This is a genomic window from Sphaerotilus uruguayifluvii (genome assembly GCF_013294065.1).
Lineage (GTDB): Bacteria > Pseudomonadota > Gammaproteobacteria > Burkholderiales > Burkholderiaceae_C > Sphaerotilus > Sphaerotilus uruguayifluvii.
On record NZ_JABSNM010000003.1, the window covers coordinates 229,459 to 246,523 of the forward strand.

Annotated in this window: 15 protein-coding genes; 6 read left to right on the plus strand and 9 right to left on the minus strand. The window is 72.0% G+C overall.

Features of this window, described 5'->3' with window-relative positions:
* Positions 1 to 582, plus strand: a 582-nt coding sequence (locus HNQ01_RS05035) for a hypothetical protein (protein WP_217427406.1), incomplete at its 5' end; no start/stop codon positions are given.
* A gap of 176 nt (positions 583 to 758) precedes the next feature.
* Here HNQ01_RS05035 and HNQ01_RS05040 read toward each other — a convergent pair.
* Together HNQ01_RS05040 and HNQ01_RS05045 are read right to left on the minus strand one after the other, a co-directional pair.
* Complete coding sequence (locus HNQ01_RS05040) at positions 759 to 1,220, minus strand: MaoC family dehydratase (RefSeq protein ID WP_173804273.1); 462 nt, start codon at positions 1,218 to 1,220, stop codon at positions 759 to 761.
* A 37-nt stretch (positions 1,221 to 1,257) separates the two neighbouring features.
* Complete coding sequence (locus tag HNQ01_RS05045) at positions 1,258 to 2,898, minus strand: acyl-CoA synthetase (protein WP_173804274.1); 1,641 nt, start codon at positions 2,896 to 2,898, stop codon at positions 1,258 to 1,260.
* A 205-nt stretch (positions 2,899 to 3,103) separates the two neighbouring features.
* Here HNQ01_RS05045 and HNQ01_RS05050 point away from each other — a divergent pair, with 205 nt between their 5' ends.
* The gene (locus tag HNQ01_RS05050) at positions 3,104 to 4,723 is read left to right on the plus strand and encodes a PAS domain-containing sensor histidine kinase (RefSeq protein WP_173804275.1); all 1,620 of its coding nucleotides are present in this window, start codon (positions 3,104 to 3,106) and stop codon (positions 4,721 to 4,723) included.
* Entirely contained in the window at positions 4,720 to 5,460 is a 741-nt protein-coding gene (locus HNQ01_RS05055; RefSeq protein WP_173804276.1) for a response regulator transcription factor, read from the plus strand. The genes HNQ01_RS05050 and HNQ01_RS05055 overlap by 4 nt, the downstream gene beginning before the upstream one ends.
* On the opposite strand, the gene fdhD is transcribed toward HNQ01_RS05055, so the two are convergent.
* On the minus strand, positions 5,447 to 6,331 hold the full coding sequence (gene fdhD, locus HNQ01_RS05060; protein WP_173804277.1) for a formate dehydrogenase accessory sulfurtransferase FdhD: 885 nt from the start codon (positions 6,329 to 6,331) through the stop codon (positions 5,447 to 5,449). The two genes, HNQ01_RS05055 and fdhD, sit on opposite strands and share 14 nt — an antisense overlap.
* A gap of 131 nt (positions 6,332 to 6,462) precedes the next feature.
* On the opposite strand from fdhD, the gene HNQ01_RS05065 reads away from it, so the two are divergent.
* Positions 6,463 to 7,032 carry a dihydrofolate reductase family protein gene (locus HNQ01_RS05065; RefSeq protein WP_173804278.1) on the plus strand — a complete coding sequence of 190 codons (570 nt, stop codon included), beginning with the start codon at positions 6,463 to 6,465 and terminating at the stop codon, positions 7,030 to 7,032.
* A 150-nt stretch (positions 7,033 to 7,182) separates the two neighbouring features.
* Positions 7,183 to 8,889, plus strand: coding sequence for a S8 family peptidase (locus HNQ01_RS05070; protein WP_173804279.1), 1,707 nt, complete (start codon positions 7,183 to 7,185; stop codon positions 8,887 to 8,889).
* Here HNQ01_RS05070 and HNQ01_RS05075 read toward each other — a convergent pair.
* The 5 genes from HNQ01_RS05075 to HNQ01_RS05095 are packed head-to-tail and all read right to left on the minus strand — an operon-like array spanning position 8,852 to position 15,185.
* The gene (locus HNQ01_RS05075) at positions 8,852 to 9,139 is read right to left on the minus strand and encodes a formate dehydrogenase subunit delta (protein ID WP_173804280.1); all 288 of its coding nucleotides are present in this window, start codon (positions 9,137 to 9,139) and stop codon (positions 8,852 to 8,854) included. The genes HNQ01_RS05070 and HNQ01_RS05075 overlap by 38 nt on opposite strands.
* The gene (fdhF, locus tag HNQ01_RS05080) at positions 9,136 to 12,066 is read right to left on the minus strand and encodes a formate dehydrogenase subunit alpha (protein WP_173804281.1); all 2,931 of its coding nucleotides are present in this window, start codon (positions 12,064 to 12,066) and stop codon (positions 9,136 to 9,138) included. Before fdhF ends, HNQ01_RS05075 begins: the two co-directional genes overlap by 4 nt.
* Positions 12,063 to 13,685, minus strand: coding sequence for an NADH-ubiquinone oxidoreductase-F iron-sulfur binding region domain-containing protein (locus HNQ01_RS05085; protein ID WP_173804282.1), 1,623 nt, complete (start codon positions 13,683 to 13,685; stop codon positions 12,063 to 12,065). Before HNQ01_RS05085 ends, fdhF begins: the two co-directional genes overlap by 4 nt.
* Positions 13,682 to 14,143, minus strand: coding sequence for an NAD(P)H-dependent oxidoreductase subunit E (locus HNQ01_RS05090; RefSeq protein WP_173804283.1), 462 nt, complete (start codon positions 14,141 to 14,143; stop codon positions 13,682 to 13,684). Before HNQ01_RS05090 ends, HNQ01_RS05085 begins: the two co-directional genes overlap by 4 nt.
* A gap of 37 nt (positions 14,144 to 14,180) precedes the next feature.
* Positions 14,181 to 15,185 carry a LysR family transcriptional regulator gene (locus tag HNQ01_RS05095; protein WP_173804284.1) on the minus strand — a complete coding sequence of 335 codons (1,005 nt, stop codon included), beginning with the start codon at positions 15,183 to 15,185 and terminating at the stop codon, positions 14,181 to 14,183.
* A 201-nt stretch (positions 15,186 to 15,386) separates the two neighbouring features.
* On the opposite strand from HNQ01_RS05095, the gene HNQ01_RS05100 reads away from it, so the two are divergent.
* A complete protein-coding gene (locus HNQ01_RS05100; protein ID WP_217427407.1) occupies positions 15,387 to 15,902 on the plus strand; it encodes a hypothetical protein in 516 nt (171 codons plus the stop codon).
* Between the two features lie 21 nt (positions 15,903 to 15,923).
* Here HNQ01_RS05100 and apbC read toward each other — a convergent pair whose 3' ends face one another.
* The gene (gene apbC, locus HNQ01_RS05105) at positions 15,924 to 17,018 is read right to left on the minus strand and encodes an iron-sulfur cluster carrier protein ApbC (protein WP_173804286.1); all 1,095 of its coding nucleotides are present in this window, start codon (positions 17,016 to 17,018) and stop codon (positions 15,924 to 15,926) included.
* Between the last annotated feature and the right edge of the window lie 47 nt (positions 17,019 to 17,065).

Consider the following 17,065-nt stretch of genomic DNA (forward strand, 5'->3'; position numbering starts at 1 on the left):
GCGGACGCCGAGCAGGCCCTGCGCTACTTCCAGCGCAGCCTCCAGGTCCGCGAAGACCTGCTGCGCGCCAACCCCGACTCCGCTCAGGCCGCTCGCGATGTCTCCGTCAGCTTGAACAAGCTCGCCGACTTCCTCCGCGCTCGCGGCCAAGCCGGCGACGCCGAGCAGGCCCTGCGCTACTTCCAGCGCAGCCTCCAGGTCCGCGAAGACCTGCTGCGCGCCAACCCCGACTCCGCTCAGGCCGCTCGCGATCTGGCGATTTCGCTGGAGCGGCTGGCGGGCATGGCGTCACAAAGCGACAACCCCGCCGATCGAGAGCGTGGGCTGGCGCAGCAATTGCGCGCTGTCGACATCCATCGCGGACTGGTGGCGCGGCAGGGGGAGAGCTATTTCTTCGTGCGGACGCTGGCGGTCGGGCTGTATCTGGGCGGGATGTACGCGCTTCAGCTTGACCGGCAGGAGGAAGTGCAGGCATTGCTCGGAGAGCTGGTGGCGTTGCTGCACGGCTGGCAGCAACGCGGCGGCACGCTCGATCCGCAGATGGCCGGACTGCTGGAGCAGTTGACGGGCGGAGCAGGCTGAGAGGCAGCCGTGGACGCCGGATCGGGCATGCCGGAGCCGGGACGGGACCGCGCCGCCGCTCCCGTCATGCCCGCGAAGGCGGGCAGCCACGGTGTGCGGGGCGGTCGGGTCTGCGGCAGGGGTAGATCCTCGCGTTCGCGAGGATGACGGGAGAGCGAAAAGCCGGGAGACGCCGGTCAGGCCGGCGTGGCGGCCGCCCTCGCCTGCCGCTTCGCGCTCGACCCCACCTTGATCAGCGCCTCGCCGTCGATCACCACCGTGCCCTTGACGGTGCAGACCGTCTCGAGCAGCACGCGGCAGCGCTCGGGCTGGACCTCCTTGACCCGCACCGTCGCGTGCACCGTGTCGCCCGGGCGCACCGGCGCCTTGAAGCTCATGCGCTGGTCGAGGTAGATCGAGCCCGGGCCGGGCAGCTTGTTGGCCACCGCGGCCGAGATGACGCTGGCGGTCAGGAAGCCGTGGGCGATGCGGCCCTTGAACGGCGTGCCCTGCGCGAACTCCTCGTTGGTGTGCACCGCGTTGCCGTCGCCGGACACGCCGGCGAACAGCACGATGTCCGCCTCGGTGATGGTCTTCGAGAAGGTCGCGGTCATGCCGACGCGCAGGTCCTCGATGTCGTGGCCTTGAAGATCGTTCATCGTCGTTTCCCCCGTCCTGTCTTGCCGCGTGCGGCGCTCAGCCGATGGCCGTGGCCGACTTCATCTGCTGGCGCAGCATGAACTTCTGGATCTTGCCGGTCGAGGTCTTGGGCACCGCGCCGAAGATCACGCGCTTGGGCACCTTGTAGCGCGCCATGTGCAGGCGGCAGTACTCGACGATCTCCTCCTCGGTCGCCTCGGCGCCCTCGCGCAGCTCGACGAAGGCGCACGGCACCTCGCCCCACTTCGGGTCCGGCGCGGCGACGATCGCCGCCACCATCACCGCCGGGTGGCGGTAGAGCACTTCCTCGACCTCGACGCTGGAGATGTTCTCGCCGCCCGAGATGATGATGTCCTTGCTGCGGTCCTTGATCTTGACATAGCCGTCCGGATGCATCACCGCCAGGTCGCCGGTGTGGAACCAGCCGCCGCGGAAGGCCTCGGCGGTCGCCTCGGGGTTCTTCAGGTAGCCCTTCATCACCAGGTTGCCGCGGAAGAAGATCTCGCCCATGGTCTGGCCGTCGGCCGGCACCGGCTCGAGCGTCTCGGGGTCGAGCACCGCGATGGCGTCCTGCATCGGGTAGGCCACGCCCTGGCGGGCGTTGAGCTCGGCGCGCTCGCCGATGGAGAGCTTCTCCCAGCCTTCCTGCTTGACGCAGACCGCCGCCGGACCGTAGACCTCGGTCAGGCCGTAGACGTGGGTGATGTCGATGCCGATGCGCTCGCAGCCCTCGATGATCGCCGCCGGCGGCGCCGCGCCCGCGATCAGGCCGTGGATCGAGTGCTCGATGCCGGCGCGCAGCTGCTCGGAGGCGTTGATCAGCAGGCCGTAGACGATCGGCGCGCCGCACATGTGGGTCACGCGGTGCTCGCGGATCAGCGGGAAGATCAGCGTCGGATCGACCCGGCGCAGGCACACGCTGGTGCCGGCCTGCAGCGCCATCGTCCACGGGAAGCACCAGCCGTTGCAGTGGAACATCGGCAGCGTCCACAGGTAGACGGCGTGGCGCGGCATCTCCCAGGTGACGACGTTCGAGGTGGCGTTCAGGTAGGCGCCGCGGTGGTGTGTGACCACGCCCTTCGGGTTGCCGGTGGTGCCGCTGGTGTAGTTCAGCGCGATCGCGTCCCACTCGTCGGCCGGCGGCTGCCAGGCGAAGTCCGGGTCCCCCTCGGCCAGGAAGGCCTCGTAGTCCTTCTCGCCGAGCAGCACGCCGCCCTCGAACAGCGCGTCGTCGACGTCGATGACCAGCGGGCGCGGGCCCTTCACCATGTCGAGCGCGCGGCGGATGATCGACGAGAACTCGCGATCGGTCAGCAGCACCTTGGCCTCGCCGTGGTCGAGCTGGAAGGCGATCGCCTCCGGGTCGAGCCGGGTGTTGAGCGTGTTGAGCACCGCGCCGGCCATCGGCACGCCGAAGTGGCACTCGTACATCGCCGGCGTGTTGGGCAGCATCGCCGCGACGGTGTCGCCGGCACGGATGCCGCGTCCGCGCAGCGCGCTGGCCAGGCGGCGGCAGCGCCGGGCCGTCTCGAGCCAGGTCTGGCGCAGCTCGCCGTGGATCAGCGCGATGCGCTCGGGATGGATGCGCGCGGTGCGCTCCAGGAAGGTCAGGGGCGTCAGGGCGGCGAAGTTCGCGCGGTTGCGCTCGAGGCCCTGGTCGTAGGCGGAATGACCCATTCGGCTGTCTCCGGAGAACATGTGGGGGCGCCCGCACGGCTGTCGCGCCGTCTCGAGGCGTCCTGCGGAGCAGCGATGATCCCGAGCGAACCTTGCATCACCTCGGATCGAATGTATCGAATGTTTGCGTCAGCGCAGCCCCGGCGCGGCCGGCCGGCCGGCGCGGCACAAGGCCGAGGTCAGCTCGCTGCCTAGAATCGGCTCGATGGACCCGATCCTTCCGCACACCGAGCCCGATCCCGCGTCCGCGCCACGCGAGGCGCTGCTGGCCGAACTGCGCCTGAGCGAGGCGCGGCTGCGCCTGATCTTCGACAACGTGCCGGCGCTGATCGGCTACTTCGACCGCAACCACGTCTACCAGTACGCCAACAAGGGCTACACCGACTGGTTCGGGCGCGGGCGCGACATCGCCGCCGGGCGGCCGATCGTCGACGTGCTGCCGCCCGAGGTCTACGCGGTGGTGATCCCGCATGTGGTGCTGGCGCTCAAGGGCAGCCGCCAGCGCTACGAGTACGAGATGGCGCGCGACGACGGCAGCATCGTCAACGCCCGCACCGAGCTGGTCCCGGAGTTCGGGCCCGACGGCGAGGTGCTGGGCTGCTTCGTGCTGTCGGTCGATGTCAGCGAGGTCAAGCAGGCGCAGGTGGCCATCGCGCAGGCGCAGAAGATGGAGGCGGTCGGCCAGCTCACCGGCGGCATCGCGCACGACCTCAACAACATGCTGGCGGTGATGATCGGCAACCTCGCCGCGCTGCGCGACCGCCATCCGGGCGATCCGGAGCTGGCCGAGTTCCTGACGCCGGCACTGAAGGCCGCGCACAGCGGCGCCGACCTGATCCGCCGGCTGCTGACCTTCGCGCGCCAGCAGCCGCTGGCGCCGCGCGCGGTCGATGTCGGCGAGGTGGTGGCCGATGCCGCGCAGCTGCTGGTGCGCTCGCTGCCGGACTCGGTGCGGCTGCTGACCTCGCTGGAGGCGCCGCACCGGCGCCTGATCGCGCGCACCGACGCGCATCAGCTCGAGAGCGCGATCCTGAACCTGGCGATCAATGCCCGCGACGCGATGCCCGAGGGCGGCGAGCTGCGCATCGAGACCGACGAGTGCCTGCTCGACGCGGCCGAGGCGGCCGAGGCCGAGGTGCTGCCCGGGCGCCATGTGCGCATCAGCGTCACCGACACCGGCATCGGCATGGACGAGGCGACGCGGGCGCGGGTCTTCGAGCCCTTCTTCACCACCAAGCGCTTCGGCCAGGGCAGCGGCCTGGGCCTGCCGATGGTCTACGGCTTCGTGCGCCAGTGCGGCGGCGGCGTGCTGCTGCACAGCCGCCCCGGTGCCGGCACCCGGGTGACGCTGCTGCTGCAGCCGGCCGAGATGCCGGCCGCGGCCACCGTGCCGGCCGCCGCCCCGGGTGCGGCCGCGGACCTCGCCCCGGCCGAGGGCGCGCAGGCCGGGGGCATGCCGCCGCGTCCGGGCCGGCCTCTGGTGCTGCTGGTCGACGACCAGGTCGAGCTGCGCCGCATCGTGCGCCGCGAGCTCGTCGCGCTCGGCCATCCGGTCATCGAGGCCGGCGACGGCGACGAGGCCCGCGAGATCCTCGACGCGGTGCCCGGCATCGGCCTGCTGATCACCGACATCGTCATGCCCGGGAGCACCGACGGGCGCGCGCTGTGCCGCCACGCCGCGCGCACCCGCCCCGGCCTGCGCATGCTGATGATCAGCGGATACTCGGACGAGCAGCCCGGCCAGGCGAGCGACCCCTGGCCGCTGCTGCGCAAGCCGTTCACGCCCGAAGAACTGAGATCCACCCTCGAGGAGACACTGAAATGAGCCCGAAGAGCTCGCCAAGTCCCAACCGGTCGCCCGGAGACGGCGCCCGCATCCTGATCGTCGAGGACGATGCCGAGGTGGCCCGCCTGCTGCAGACGGTGCTGCGCGACTTCGGCTTCGAGGCCTGCCCCTGCCGCAGCGCCGCCGAGACCCGCCAGCAGCTCGCGCAGCAGGTGCCCGACCTGTGCATTCTCGACCTCGGCCTGCCCGACGGCGACGGCATGGAGCTGATGCAGGAGATCCAGCGTCGCCACGACTGCGGCCTGCTGATCCTGAGCGGCCGCGCCTGGATCGGCGACCGGGTCATGGGCCTGGAGCTGGGCGCCGACGACTACGTGACCAAGCCCTTCGAGCCGCGCGAGCTGGTCGCGCGGGTGCGCAGCATCCTGCGCCGGCGCGGCCAGGGCGGCGACGAGCGCGGCCCGCAGCTGGCGCGCTTCGGCAACGGCTGGACCTTCCAGCCCGACACCAACCTGCTGCGCAGCGCCAGCGGCCAGGAATGGACGCTGAGCTCGGGCGAGGCGCGGCTGCTGGCGACCTTCCTGCAGCGGCCCAACCGCATCCTCGCGCGCGAGCAGATCTGCGGCGACCCCGATCTCTCGCCGCTGGACCGCAGCATCGACGTGCGCATCTCGCGGCTGCGCCGCAAGATCGAGACCGATCCGCACAACCCGAAGATGATCCGCACCGTCTACGGCGCGGGCTACCTCTTCGCCAGCGAGGTCAGCTGGAACTGACCGGGGCCGGCGCCGACGCGAGCAGCCGGCGCGTGTGGCTGTAGGCCACCGCCCGGTCGCCGCGCACGAAGCCGGCCAGCACCAGGCCGGCGGCCTCGGCGGTGCGCACCGCCAGCCCGGTCGGCGCCGACACGGCCGCGAGCAGGCCGAAGCCGGCATGCGCGGCCTTGTAGACCATCTCGTAGCTGGCACGGCTGGTGACGACGACGAAGCCCGTGGCCGGATCGGTGCCGGCGCGGGCCAGCGCGCCGATCAGCTTGTCGAGCGCGTTGTGGCGGCCGACATCCTCGCGCAGCGTCAGCACCTCGCCGTCGGGCGCGCACCAGGCGGCGGCGTGGGCCGCGCCGGTGGCCTTCTGCAGATGCTGGTGGCTCGGCAGCGCCGCCATCGCCCGCTCGAGCGCGCGGGCCTCGATCTCGATGCAGGCCGCCTCGCGGCCCACCGGGCGCACCGCCTCGGCCAGGCTCTCGGTGCCGCACAGGCCGCAGCCGGTGCGCCCGGCCAGCGTGCGCCGGCGCTCCTTCAGCCGCATGAAGCAGCGCAGCGTCACCTTCAGCTCGACCGACAGGCCGCGCTCGGTGGTGCCGGCCAGCGCGACGCTCCCGCCCAGGTCGGCGGGCAGGATCTCGACGTCGAGCAGGTCGTCGGGCGAATCGATGATGCCCTCCGACAGCGAGAAGCCCAGCGCGAAGTCCTCCAGGTCGGCCGGCGAGGCCAGCATCACCGCATGCGAGATGCCGTTGTAGACCAGCGCGACCGGCAGCTCCTCGGCCAGCGTCTCGACATGCGGCTCGCGCCGGCCGGCCTGCAGGCGCTCGACCGGCCGGGTTCCGGTCGGATCGGGCAGGGATTCGTGATCGTCTTCATGCATGGAAGCGATTCTGGCACCGGCATCGTGTCACGGTGCGGACGCGGAGATGTGCGGCCAGATCCGGCAAAACCCCGCGAATGGAGGATGATCGCGGGTTCGCAAGATCGATGCTCCGAAGTCCGGCCTGACGCATGAAACCCCGCTGCTCCCTGTTCCTCGCCACCACGCTCGACGGCTACATCAGCCGCCCCGACGGACGCATCGACTGGCTCGACGAGGCCAACCGGTGCATTCCGCCCGGCGAGGACTGCGGCACCGCCGACTTCCTGTCCACCGTCGACGCGGTGGTGATGGGCCGAGGCACCTTCGAGCTGCTGCTGGGCGACGGCGTCTGGCCCTACGGCAGCCGGCCGGTGCGGGTGATGAGCCGCCGGCCGCTGGCCATTCCCGAGGCGCTGCGAGCCACCGTGCAGGCCAGCGCGGCCGCACCGGCAGCGGTGCTCGACGAGCTCGGCCGGCTCGGCGCGCGCCATGTCTATGTCGACGGCGCGCGGCTGCTGGGCGCCTTCCTCGCCGAGCGCCTGGTCGACGAGATCACGCTGACGGTGGTGCCGGTGCTGATCGGCCAGGGCCGGCCGCTGGGCGGGCCGCTGCAGGCCGACCTGAAGCTCGCGCTGGTGTCGACCCGCGCCTACGGCTTCGGCTTCGTGCAGCAGCGCTACCGCATCGAACACCAGGACGCGCCAGCGCGCCGAGCGTGAACAGGCTCACGCCGGCCTGAACCGCAAGGTCCGGCAGGACCGCATCTGGAAAAGACGGGAATTCACTTCCTGTTCGATCGATCGAAAACGGACAGACCGTCCCGCGGCACGCCCGTGCCGCTCCGTGCTGTCCGTTTCCGGAGAGATCCGATGCATTCACTGCCCTGCCGGCCCCCCGTCCGGGCCGCGGCCCGGCGGCTGCCGGCCCTGCTGGCGCTGCTCGCGCTCACCGCCTGCGGAGGCACGGATGGTGCGGACGGCGTGGACAGCGCGGGCGACGGCTCCGCGCTGCAGGCCGCCGACGAGAGCGAGCGCCACGCGCTGGCCGCCACCGACGCACCCGGCGGCCGGGCCGACGAACTGCGCTTCATCGTGCGGCTGCATCCGGCGGCGCTGGCGGCCGGCGCGACCGGCGTCGCCAGCGCGCGTGCGCTGGCAGCCGCGCCGCCCGCCGCCACGATCGAGGCCGCCGTGCACGGCCAGAGCCGTCGCCTGCTCGCCGACGGCGCGGCGCGACCGCGCCGTCACTATGCCCGCGCGATCCAGGGCTTCTCGTTCAGCGTCGCGCCGGCGCAGGCCGAGGCGCTGCTGCAGCGGCTGCGCGCCGATCCTGCGGTGCTGTCGGTCGAGCCCGACGGCCTGGTGCGCTCGGCCCAGGTGGTCAAGGCCCGCTCGGTCGACACCGCGCACTGGGGCGTCGACCGCGTCGACCAGCGCAAGCTGCCGCTGGACCGAAGCTACGCGCCGGTGGGCTCGGGGCGCGGCGTGTCGGTCTACGTGATCGACTCCGGCATCTCGCCTCACCGCCAGTTCGACACCCGCCTGGCCGCCGGCGTCGACTTCGTCGGCGACGGCCACGGCAGCGCCGACTGCCGCGGCCACGGCACCCATGTCGCCGGCTCGATCGCCGGCTCCGTCGCCGGCGTGGCGCCCGGCGCGACGCTGGTGCCGGTGCGGGTGCTGGACTGCGACGGCATCAGCTCGATCCAGCGCCTGCTGCTGGGCATCGAGTGGGTGATCGAGCATGCCGCTCGGCCAGCCGTCATCAACATGAGCCTGGGCGCCTACGCCTCGGAGGTCATCGACGAGGCGGTGCTGACCGCGCTGCAGGCCGGGCTGCATGTGGCGGTCTCGGCCGGCAACGACAATGTCAGCGCCTGCCTGCGCTCGCCGGCGCGGGTGCCGGGCGCGCTGACGGTCGGCGCGAGCAACGGCCTCGACCAGCGCTCGTCCTTCTCGAACTTCGGCAGCTGCGTCGACCTGTTCGCGCCGGGCGAGCAGATCATGTCGGCCGACTGGCGCGGCACCGAGGGCGAGCGCCTGCTCAGCGGCACCTCGATGGCCGCGCCGCACGCCGCCGGCGCGATGGCGCTCCAGCTCGAGAGCCGCCCGGGCCTGAGCCCGGCGCAGCTGGTGCAGCAGCTGCTGTCGCAGTCGACCAGCGGCCGCATCGCCAGCGTGGCCAGCAGCCCGAACCGGCTGCTGTTCACCGGCGCGGCCCCCCAGCTGCCCTTTCCGGTGGTCCAGGACATCCATGTCGGCCTGGTCAACGGCGAGACCGCGGTCGCGCGCGCGCAGTGGACCGCACGGGTCAGCGTGCGGGTCGTCAACCGCAGCGGCCAGAACATCGCCGGCATCAAGGTCACCGGCCTGTTCGGCAACGCGCGCACCCCGCTGAGCTGCACCACCGCCGCCAGCGGCATGTGCACGCTCGTCTCGAGCGCTCAGCCCGCCGGCACGGCCGCCCTGACGCTGGCCGTGCGCGCGCTCGAAGGCAGCGCCGCCATCTACCGCAGCGAGCGCAACGTCGCCAGCACGATCACGCTGAAGCGGCCGAAGGCGCTGGATCCGCGCTGAGCAGCGCCGGATCGAGCCGCCCGCGCCGCGTCAGCACGGCCTCGCGCACCAGCGGCGCCAGCCCCTCGCCCTGCGCAGCGCCGTCGAGGTGGGCATAGAGCGCGCGGCGCATGCGCGGCTCCCAGAACTTCGCCAGGTGCTGGGCGATGCCGTCCAGCGCCTCCTCGCGCTCGGGAAAGGCGGCGAAGAACTCGCCGATGCGGTTGGCCAGCCGCACCAGCGTGGCGGCGGCGTCGACGGTGGGGCTCATCGGGCGTGCTCCGGCAGCAGACCGTGCTGCAGGCGGTCGAAGTCAGCGAAATCGCGCTGCCAGCGCGCCGGCTGCGTGACCCGCGCCACCTGCACCGCGGTCACCTTGTATTCGGGGCAGTTGGTCGCCCAGTCGCTCGAATCGGTGGTGATGACGTTGGCGCCGGACTCGGGGAAGTGGAAGGTGGTGTAGACCACGCCGGGCTGCACCCGCTCGGTGACGGTGGCGCGCAGCACCGTCTCGCCGGCGCGGCTCGTGATGCCGACCCAGTCGCCGTCCTTCAGGCCGCGCTCCTCGGCGTCATGCGGGTGGATCTCCAGCCGGTCCTCCTCGTGCCAGCGGCTGTTCTCGGTGCGCCGGGTCTGGGCGCCGACGTTGTACTGGCTGAGCACGCGGCCGGTGGTCAGGATCAGCGGCAGGCGGCGCGTGACCTTCTCGTCGGTGGCCACATACTGCGTCGGCAGGAAGCGCCCGCGCCCGCGCACGAAGCCGCCGACGTGCATGATCGCCGTGCCGGCCTCGTCCGTCGTCTCGTTGCAAGGCCACTGCACGCTGCCCAGCCGCTCGATCTTCTCGAAGCTCACGCCGGCGAAGCTGGGCGTCAGCGCCGCGATCTCGTCCATGATCTGCGACGGGTGACTGTAGTGCATCGGATAGCCCAGCGCGTTGGCGAAGGCCTGCGTCACCTCCCAGTCCGCCTTGCCCGAGAGCGGCGGCATCACCTGGCGCACGCGGCTGATGCGGCGCTCGGCGTTGGTGAAGGTGCCGTCCTTCTCCAGGAACGAGGCGCCGGGCAGGAAGACATGCGCGTACTTGGCGGTCTCGTTCAGGAAGATGTCCTGCACGACCACGCATTCCATGCTGGAGAGCGCCGCCGCGACATGCTGCGTGTTCGGGTCGGACTGCGCGGGGTCTTCGCCCTGCACGTACAGCGCCTTGAAGCTGCCTTCGAGCGCCGCATCCAGCATGTTCGGGATGCGCAGGCCCGGCTCGGGGTTCAACGTCACGCCCCAGGCGGCGTCGAACTGCGCGCGCACCGTGGAGTCGCTGATGTGGCGGTAGCCGGGCAGCTCGTGCGGGAAGCTGCCCATGTCGCAGGAGCCCTGCACGTTGTTCTGGCCCCGCAGCGGGTTCACGCCGACGCCCTCGCGTCCGACCATGCCGCAGGCCATCGCGAGGTTGGCGATGCCGATGACCATCGTGGAGCCCTGCGCGTGTTCGGTGACGCCGAGGCCGTAGAAGATCGCGCTGTTGCCGCCGGCCCCACCCTTCGCGTAGAGCCGCGCCGCGCCGCGCAGGACGTCGGCCGGCACGCCGCTGACCGCCTCGAACGCCTCGGGCGAGTTCTCCGGCCGCGACACGAACTCGCGCCACTGCTGGAAGCTCTTCGGGTCGCAGCGCTCGGCGACGTACGCCTCGTTCACCAGCCCTTCGGTGACGATCACATGCGCCAGCGCGGTGATGACGGCGACGTTGGTGCCGGGTTTCAGCTGCAGGTGGAAGTCGGCCTTGACGTGCGGCGCGTCCACGAGGTCGATGCGGCGCGGATCGACGACGATCAGCCGCGCCCCCTGGCGCAGCCGCTTCTTCAGCCGCGAGGCGAACACCGGGTGGCCTTCGCTCGGATTGGCGCCGATGACCATCACCACGTCGGTGTGCTCGACCGACCGGAAGGTCTGCGTGCCGGCCGAGGTGCCGTAGGTCTGGCCGAGGCCGTAGCCGGTCGGGCTGTGGCAGACGCGGGCGCAGGTGTCGACGTTGTTGTTGCCGAACGCGGCGCGGATCAGCTTCTGCACGAGGTAGGTTTCCTCGTTGGTGCAGCGGCTGGACGTGATGCCGCCGACCGCATCCCGGCCGTGCGTGGCCTGGATGCGCCGGAACTCGCCGGCGGCGTGGTTCAAGGCCTCGTCCCAGCTCACCTCGCGCCAGGGGTCGGTGATGCGGGCGCGGATCATCGGCTTCGTGATGCGGTCCCTGTGCGTCGCGTAGCCCCAGGCGAAGCGGCCCTTGATGCAGCTGTGGCCCTCGTTGGCCTTGCCGTCCTTCCACGGCACCATGCGCACGACCTGCGTGCCCTTCATCTCGGCCTTGAACGAGCAGCCCACGCCGCAGTAGGCGCAGGTGGTGATGACGCTGTGCTCCGGCTGGCCCAGCTCGATGACGGTCTTCTCGGTCAGCGTCGCGGTCGGGCAGGCCTGCACGCAGGCGCCGCAGGAGACGCACTCGCTCTGCATGAAGGGCTCGTCCATGCCCGGCGACACCCGCGACTCGAAGCCGCGGCCCGAGATCGTCAGCGCAAACGTCCCTTGCACCTCCTCGCAGGCGCGCACGCAGCGGTTGCAGACGATGCACTTGCTCGGGTCATAGGTGAAGTACGGGTTCGATTCGTCCTTGGCGTGCGCCAGATGGTGGCGGCCGGTGATGCCGGCCACCGCGCGGTCGCCGACGCCATAGCGCACATTGCGCACGCCGACCACGCCGGCCTGGGTCTGCAGCTCGCAGTCGCCGTTGGCGGCGCAGGTCAGGCAGTCGAGCGGGTGGTCGCTGAGGTAGAGCTCCATCACGCCCTGGCGCAGCTTCTGCAGCCGCGGGCTCTGGGTGCGCACCGTCATGCCGGCCTCGGCCGGCGTGGTGCAGGACGCCGGCGTGCCGCGCCGGCCCTCGATCTCGACCAGGCAGAGCCGGCACGAGCCGAACGGTTCGAGCATGTCGGTGGCGCAGAGCTTGGGCACCTGGATGCCGGCGTCGATGGCCGCGCGCATCAGCGAGGTGCCCTGCGGCACGGTGACCTGGAAGCCGTCGATGGTGAGCGTGACCGTCTCGGTCGCGAGGCTCGCCGGCGTGCCGCGGTCGATCTCGGGCTGGCGGCAGGCGTCCAGCGTCCTGATCGTAGAGATCGCCTGGATCGGGATGACGGGGTGATTCATCGCGTCGCCTCCTCGGCGGGAGCGGCAAGCGGCGCCGCATCGAGGCCGAAGTCGGCCGGATAGTGGTCCAGCGCCGACAGCACCGGATAGGGCGTCATGCCGCCCATCGCGCACAGGCTGCCCGCCAGCATGGTGTCGCAGAGATCGCGCAGCAGCTCGAGCTGCTGATGTCGCACGACGGGATTCGTCCTGTGCAGCACGATGCGGTCGATCACCTCGACGCCGCGGGTCGAGCCGATGCGGCAGGGCGTGCACTTGCCGCAGGACTCCAGCGCGCAGAACGCAAATGCGTAGCGCGCCAGCTGCGCCATGTCCGCGGTGTCGTCATGCACCACCACGCCGCCGTGGCCGACCACCGCGCCGATGGCCGCATAGGCCTCGTAGTCCAGCGGCACGTCCCACTGCGACTCGGGCACATAGGCGCCGAGCGGCCCGCCGACCTGGATCGCCTTGACCGGCCGGCCGCTGGCGGTGCCGCCGCCGAAGCCGAAGACCAGCTCGCGCAAGGTCAGGCCGAAGGCCTTCTCGACCAGCCCGCCGTGGCGGATGTTGCCGCCGAGCTGGAAGGGCAGCGTGCCGTGCGAGCGCCCGACGCCGTAGCCACGGTAGAAGTCGGCGCCGCGCGCCAGGATGGTCGGCACCGCGGCGAAGGTCAGGACATTGTTGATGACGGTCGGGCAGCCGAACAGGCCGTGGACCGCCGGCAGCGGCGGCTTGGCGCGCACGATGCCGCGCCGGCCCTCCAGGCTCTCGAGCATCGCCGTCTCCTCGCCGCAGACGTAGGAGCCGGCGCCCATGCGCACCTGGAGCCGGAACGCGCGCCCCGAGCCCGCCACGTCCGCGCCCAGCCAGCCGGCGGCCTCGGCCCGCGCCACCGCCTCGCGCAGCGTCGCCACCGCGTGGGGGTACTCGGAGCGCACGTAGACGTAGCCCTCGGTCGCGCCGACCGCCAGCGCGGCGATCGCCATGCCCTCGATCAGCAGGCAGGGGTCGCCCTCCATCAGCATGCGGTCGGCGAAGGTGCCCGAGTCGCCCTCGTCGGCGTTGCAGACGATGTATTTGGTCTCTCCGGCGGCGTGCGCGACGGTGCGCCACTTGATGCCGGCCGGAAAGGCCGCGCCGCCGCGCCCGCGCAGCCCCGAATGCGTGACCTGATGCAGGATGTCGGCCGGCGCCATCGCGGCCGCGGCCTTCAGCCCGGCCCAGCCGCCGTGCGCGGCGTAGTCGTCGAGCGAGAGCGGATCGGTCAGGCCGACCCGCGCGAAGGTGAGCCGCTCCTGCAGCGCCAGAGAGGGCATCTGCGCAGCGATGCCGTGGCGCAGCGGATGCGCGCTCGTCTCGCCGCGCGCCTCGGCGCACAGCGCCGGCCACAGCGCCGCCACGTCCTCGGGCATCACCGGCCCGAAGGCGACGCGCCCGCGCGGCGTGTCGACCTCGACCAGCGTCTCCAGCCACAGCAGCCCGCGCGAGCCGTTGCGCACCAGCGCCAGCGGCACGCCCTGCAGGGCCGCCAGCGACTGCAGCGCATCGGCCACCGCGTCGGCGCCGACCGCCAGCGCGGCGCTGTCGCGCGGCACCCACAGGCGCAGCATCGGGGTCGCGTTGTCGTTCGCGCTCATGGCTGCTCCTGGGCCAGCAGTGCATCGAGCCGCGCCGGCGTCAGCCGTGCATGGAGCCGCTCGCCGAGCATGCCGGCCGGCGACTGCGCACACAGGCCCAGGCAGTAGGCCGGCTCGAGCGTGTCGCAGCCCTGCGCCTCGACGGCCGCCTGCGCATGCGCCCACAGCGCCTCGGCGCCCATCGCGCGGCAGGCCTCGGCGCGGCAGATCTGCAGCACCCGGCCACGCGGCGGCGCGGTGCGGAAGTGGTGATAGAAGCTGACGACGCCGTGCACCTCGGCGCGCGAGAGGTTCAGCGCGCGCGCGATGGGCGGCAGCGCCGCCGGCGGCACGAAGCCGAGCCGGTCCTGCAGCGCATGCAGGATCGGCAGCAGGGCGCCAGCCTGGCCGGCATGTGCGGCCAGCACCTGGTCCAGCGCCGTCTGCTGCAGCGCGTCGAGGGGGGGTCTTGTCTCCATGCGCCGATCATCGGGCGGGCGCCCCGGCGCTGTCCAATCACGTCGGTGAACCGTCCGATAGCAGCGATGAATGATGCACCGCAGCATCGACCGCATCCGCCGTCTCGGCGCTGCCGAGGTCGACCGTCTCGCGCCACCAGCCGGCGTCGGCCACGCAGCCCAGCGCCGCCTGCTGCGCCAGCGACAGCCGGCCGTCCTGCGGCACCAGCAGGCCCATCGTCACCGTGACCTCCGGTTCGACCAGCGGCACGATCTCCAGCTGCGCATCGCGCCGGGCCTGGCCGGCCAGCACGCCGGGCATGATGCTGGCGGCCACCGCGCCCTCGGTCACCGCCAGCAGCAGCGCCAGCACCGAGTTGGTCTCGAAGACCGGCCGCACCGCCACGCCGGCCTGCGCGAAGGCCGCATCGACGATGTGGCGGTTGTGCATCTCCGGCGTCAGCAGGCCCAGCGGCAGCGCGGCGGCCTCGCTCCAGCGCAGCGGCGCCACCCGCCGGGCGCGGCCGCGGCCCGGCAGATCACGCCGGCGCAGCAGCACATGGCGCTCGCGGTAGGACGCCGCCACCCGCGCACGCACGCCGCGCGCCTCGATGCGATCGGCATAGCCCAGCGCCAGATCGATCGACAGCTCCTCCAGTCCGGTCTCGATCTCGGGCGAGCTGAGCGAGCGCAGCGTCGGGCGCAGCGCCGGATGCGCCGCACGCAGCCGCGCCACCAGCCGCGCGGCCACCGGCAGCGCGGTCGGCACGCAGGCCAGCAGCAGCGGCCCGCCGGGCGCGGCGCGCGCCTGGCCGAGCTCCTGGCGCAGCGCCTCGCGCTCGTGCAGCATGCGGTGCGCGCTGGCCAGCACCCGCTCGCCCTCGGGCGTCAGGCCCTCGTACTGGCGGCCGCGGCGCACGATGGTCACGCCGAACTCCTGCTCGAGCGCACGGATCGCGTTCGACAGGGCCGGCTGGGTGATGTGGCAGGCCTCGGCGGCGCGGCCGAAGTGGCGCGCCTGCGCCAGCGCGCTGAGGTAGCGCATCGCGTCGAGCAGGTTCATCCGGCAGGTCTCGGGCTGGCATGGACGGGGAACGGGCGACGGTCGCGGGCCCGCCACGGATTCTGAGCCCTGGCTTGCGCCCGGTCATCCGCCGTCGCCCCGTCGGCGGTACGCGCCGTTATAGTCGGCGGCACAAGAAACGTGACGAATATTTCAGGACAGGAACATCGGGAGACCATGAAGCATGACGAGATCCGCCTCGTGCGGAAGACCGCCGGCCGCCGGCGGGGTCGCCTGCTCGGCGGCCTGATGCTGCTGGCGGCCGGTCTGGCCGCCCAAGGTGCCCAGGCCGCCGAACCGGCCGCGGCCTCGCGTGCGGGCAGCGGCTCGACGCTGCTGCGGGTGCTGGCCACCCGCAGCCACATGCATTGCCCGGTGCCCGGGCGGGCGGCCCGGGTCGCCAGCATCGACTCGCCCGGCGAGTGGGACGACGTGATCGAGCAGCAGGGCGAGGTGGCGGCGCTGGGCCGCAAGGTGCGCTGGAACCACGAGCGCGTGCTGCTCTACGCCGTCGACATGCAGGGCCGGCAGGCGGTGCCGGTGCGGCTGGAGTCGCCCTCGCCGATGATCCGGCTGACCGGCGGCGTGCTGTACTGGCCGGTGCGCCAGCGCCCGATCGAGGGCATCGACGTGCGCAGCGCCCGGCCCTGCGTGATGGCCATCATCGACCGCGCCTTCTGGCAGCGCATCCGCATCGTGCCGACGCGGCCGCTGTGAGCACGCTCCGGCCGCGGCCGCTCAGGTCGACTTCGACACGGTGATCGTCGGGAACTTCGACGAGTAGTCCTTGGCCTTGTCGGCGATCTTGATCGCCACGCGGCGGGCGACGCTGCGGTAGAGCGCGGCGATCTCGCTGTCGGGCTCGGCCGCCACCGTCGGGCAGCCGGCGTCGGCCTGCTGGCGGATCGACAGGTTCAGCGGCAGGCTGCCGAGGTGGTCGATGCCGTATTCGGCCGCCATGCGCTTGCCGCCGTCGGCGCCGAAGATGTGCTCGACGTGGCCGCAGTTCGGGCAGCAGTAGACCGCCATGTTCTCGACCACGCCCAGGATCGGCACGCTGACCTTCTCGAACATCTTCAGGCCCTTCTTCGCATCGAGCAGCGCGATGTCCTGCGGCGTGGTGACGATGACCGCGCCGGTGACCGGCACCTTCTGCGCCAGCGTCAGCTGGATGTCGCCGGTGCCCGGGGGCATGTCGACGATCAGGTAGTCGAGGTCCTTCCAGTTCGTCTGGCGCAGCAGCTGCTCCAGGGCCTGGGTGGCCATCGGGCCGCGCCAGATCATGGCCTGGTCGTTGTCGACCAGGAAGCCGATCGACATCACCTGGATGCCGTGGCCGACCAGCGGCTCCATCGTCTTGCCGTCGTAGCTCTCGGGGCGAGCGCCGGTGATGCCCAGCAGCATCGGCTGGCTCGGGCCGTAGATGTCGGCGTCGACGATGCCGACGGTGGCGCCCTCGGCGGCCAGCGCCAGCGCGAGGTTGACGGCGGTCGTGCTCTTGCCGACGCCGCCCTTGCCGGAGGCGACGGCGACGATGTTCTTCACGCCGGGCAGCAGCTGCACGCCGCGCTGCACCGCATGCGCGGTGACCTTCCAGCTCACGTTGGCGCTGACATTGCCGGCACCGGGCAGCGCACGCACCGCGTCGATCAGCGCACGGCGCAGGCCGTCGACCTGGGTGCGCGCCGGGTAGCCCAGCTCGACGTCGAAGGAGACATCGCTGCCGTCGACCTTCAGGTTGCGCAGCTGCTTGCCGGAGACGAAGTCCTTGCCGGTGTTCGGATCCACCACGGTCTGGATCGCGGCGCGGACGGTGTTCTCGTTCAGGGACATGACGGGGAGGGCTTCGGAAAAACGTCGGGGAAACGTCGTTGGGGAAG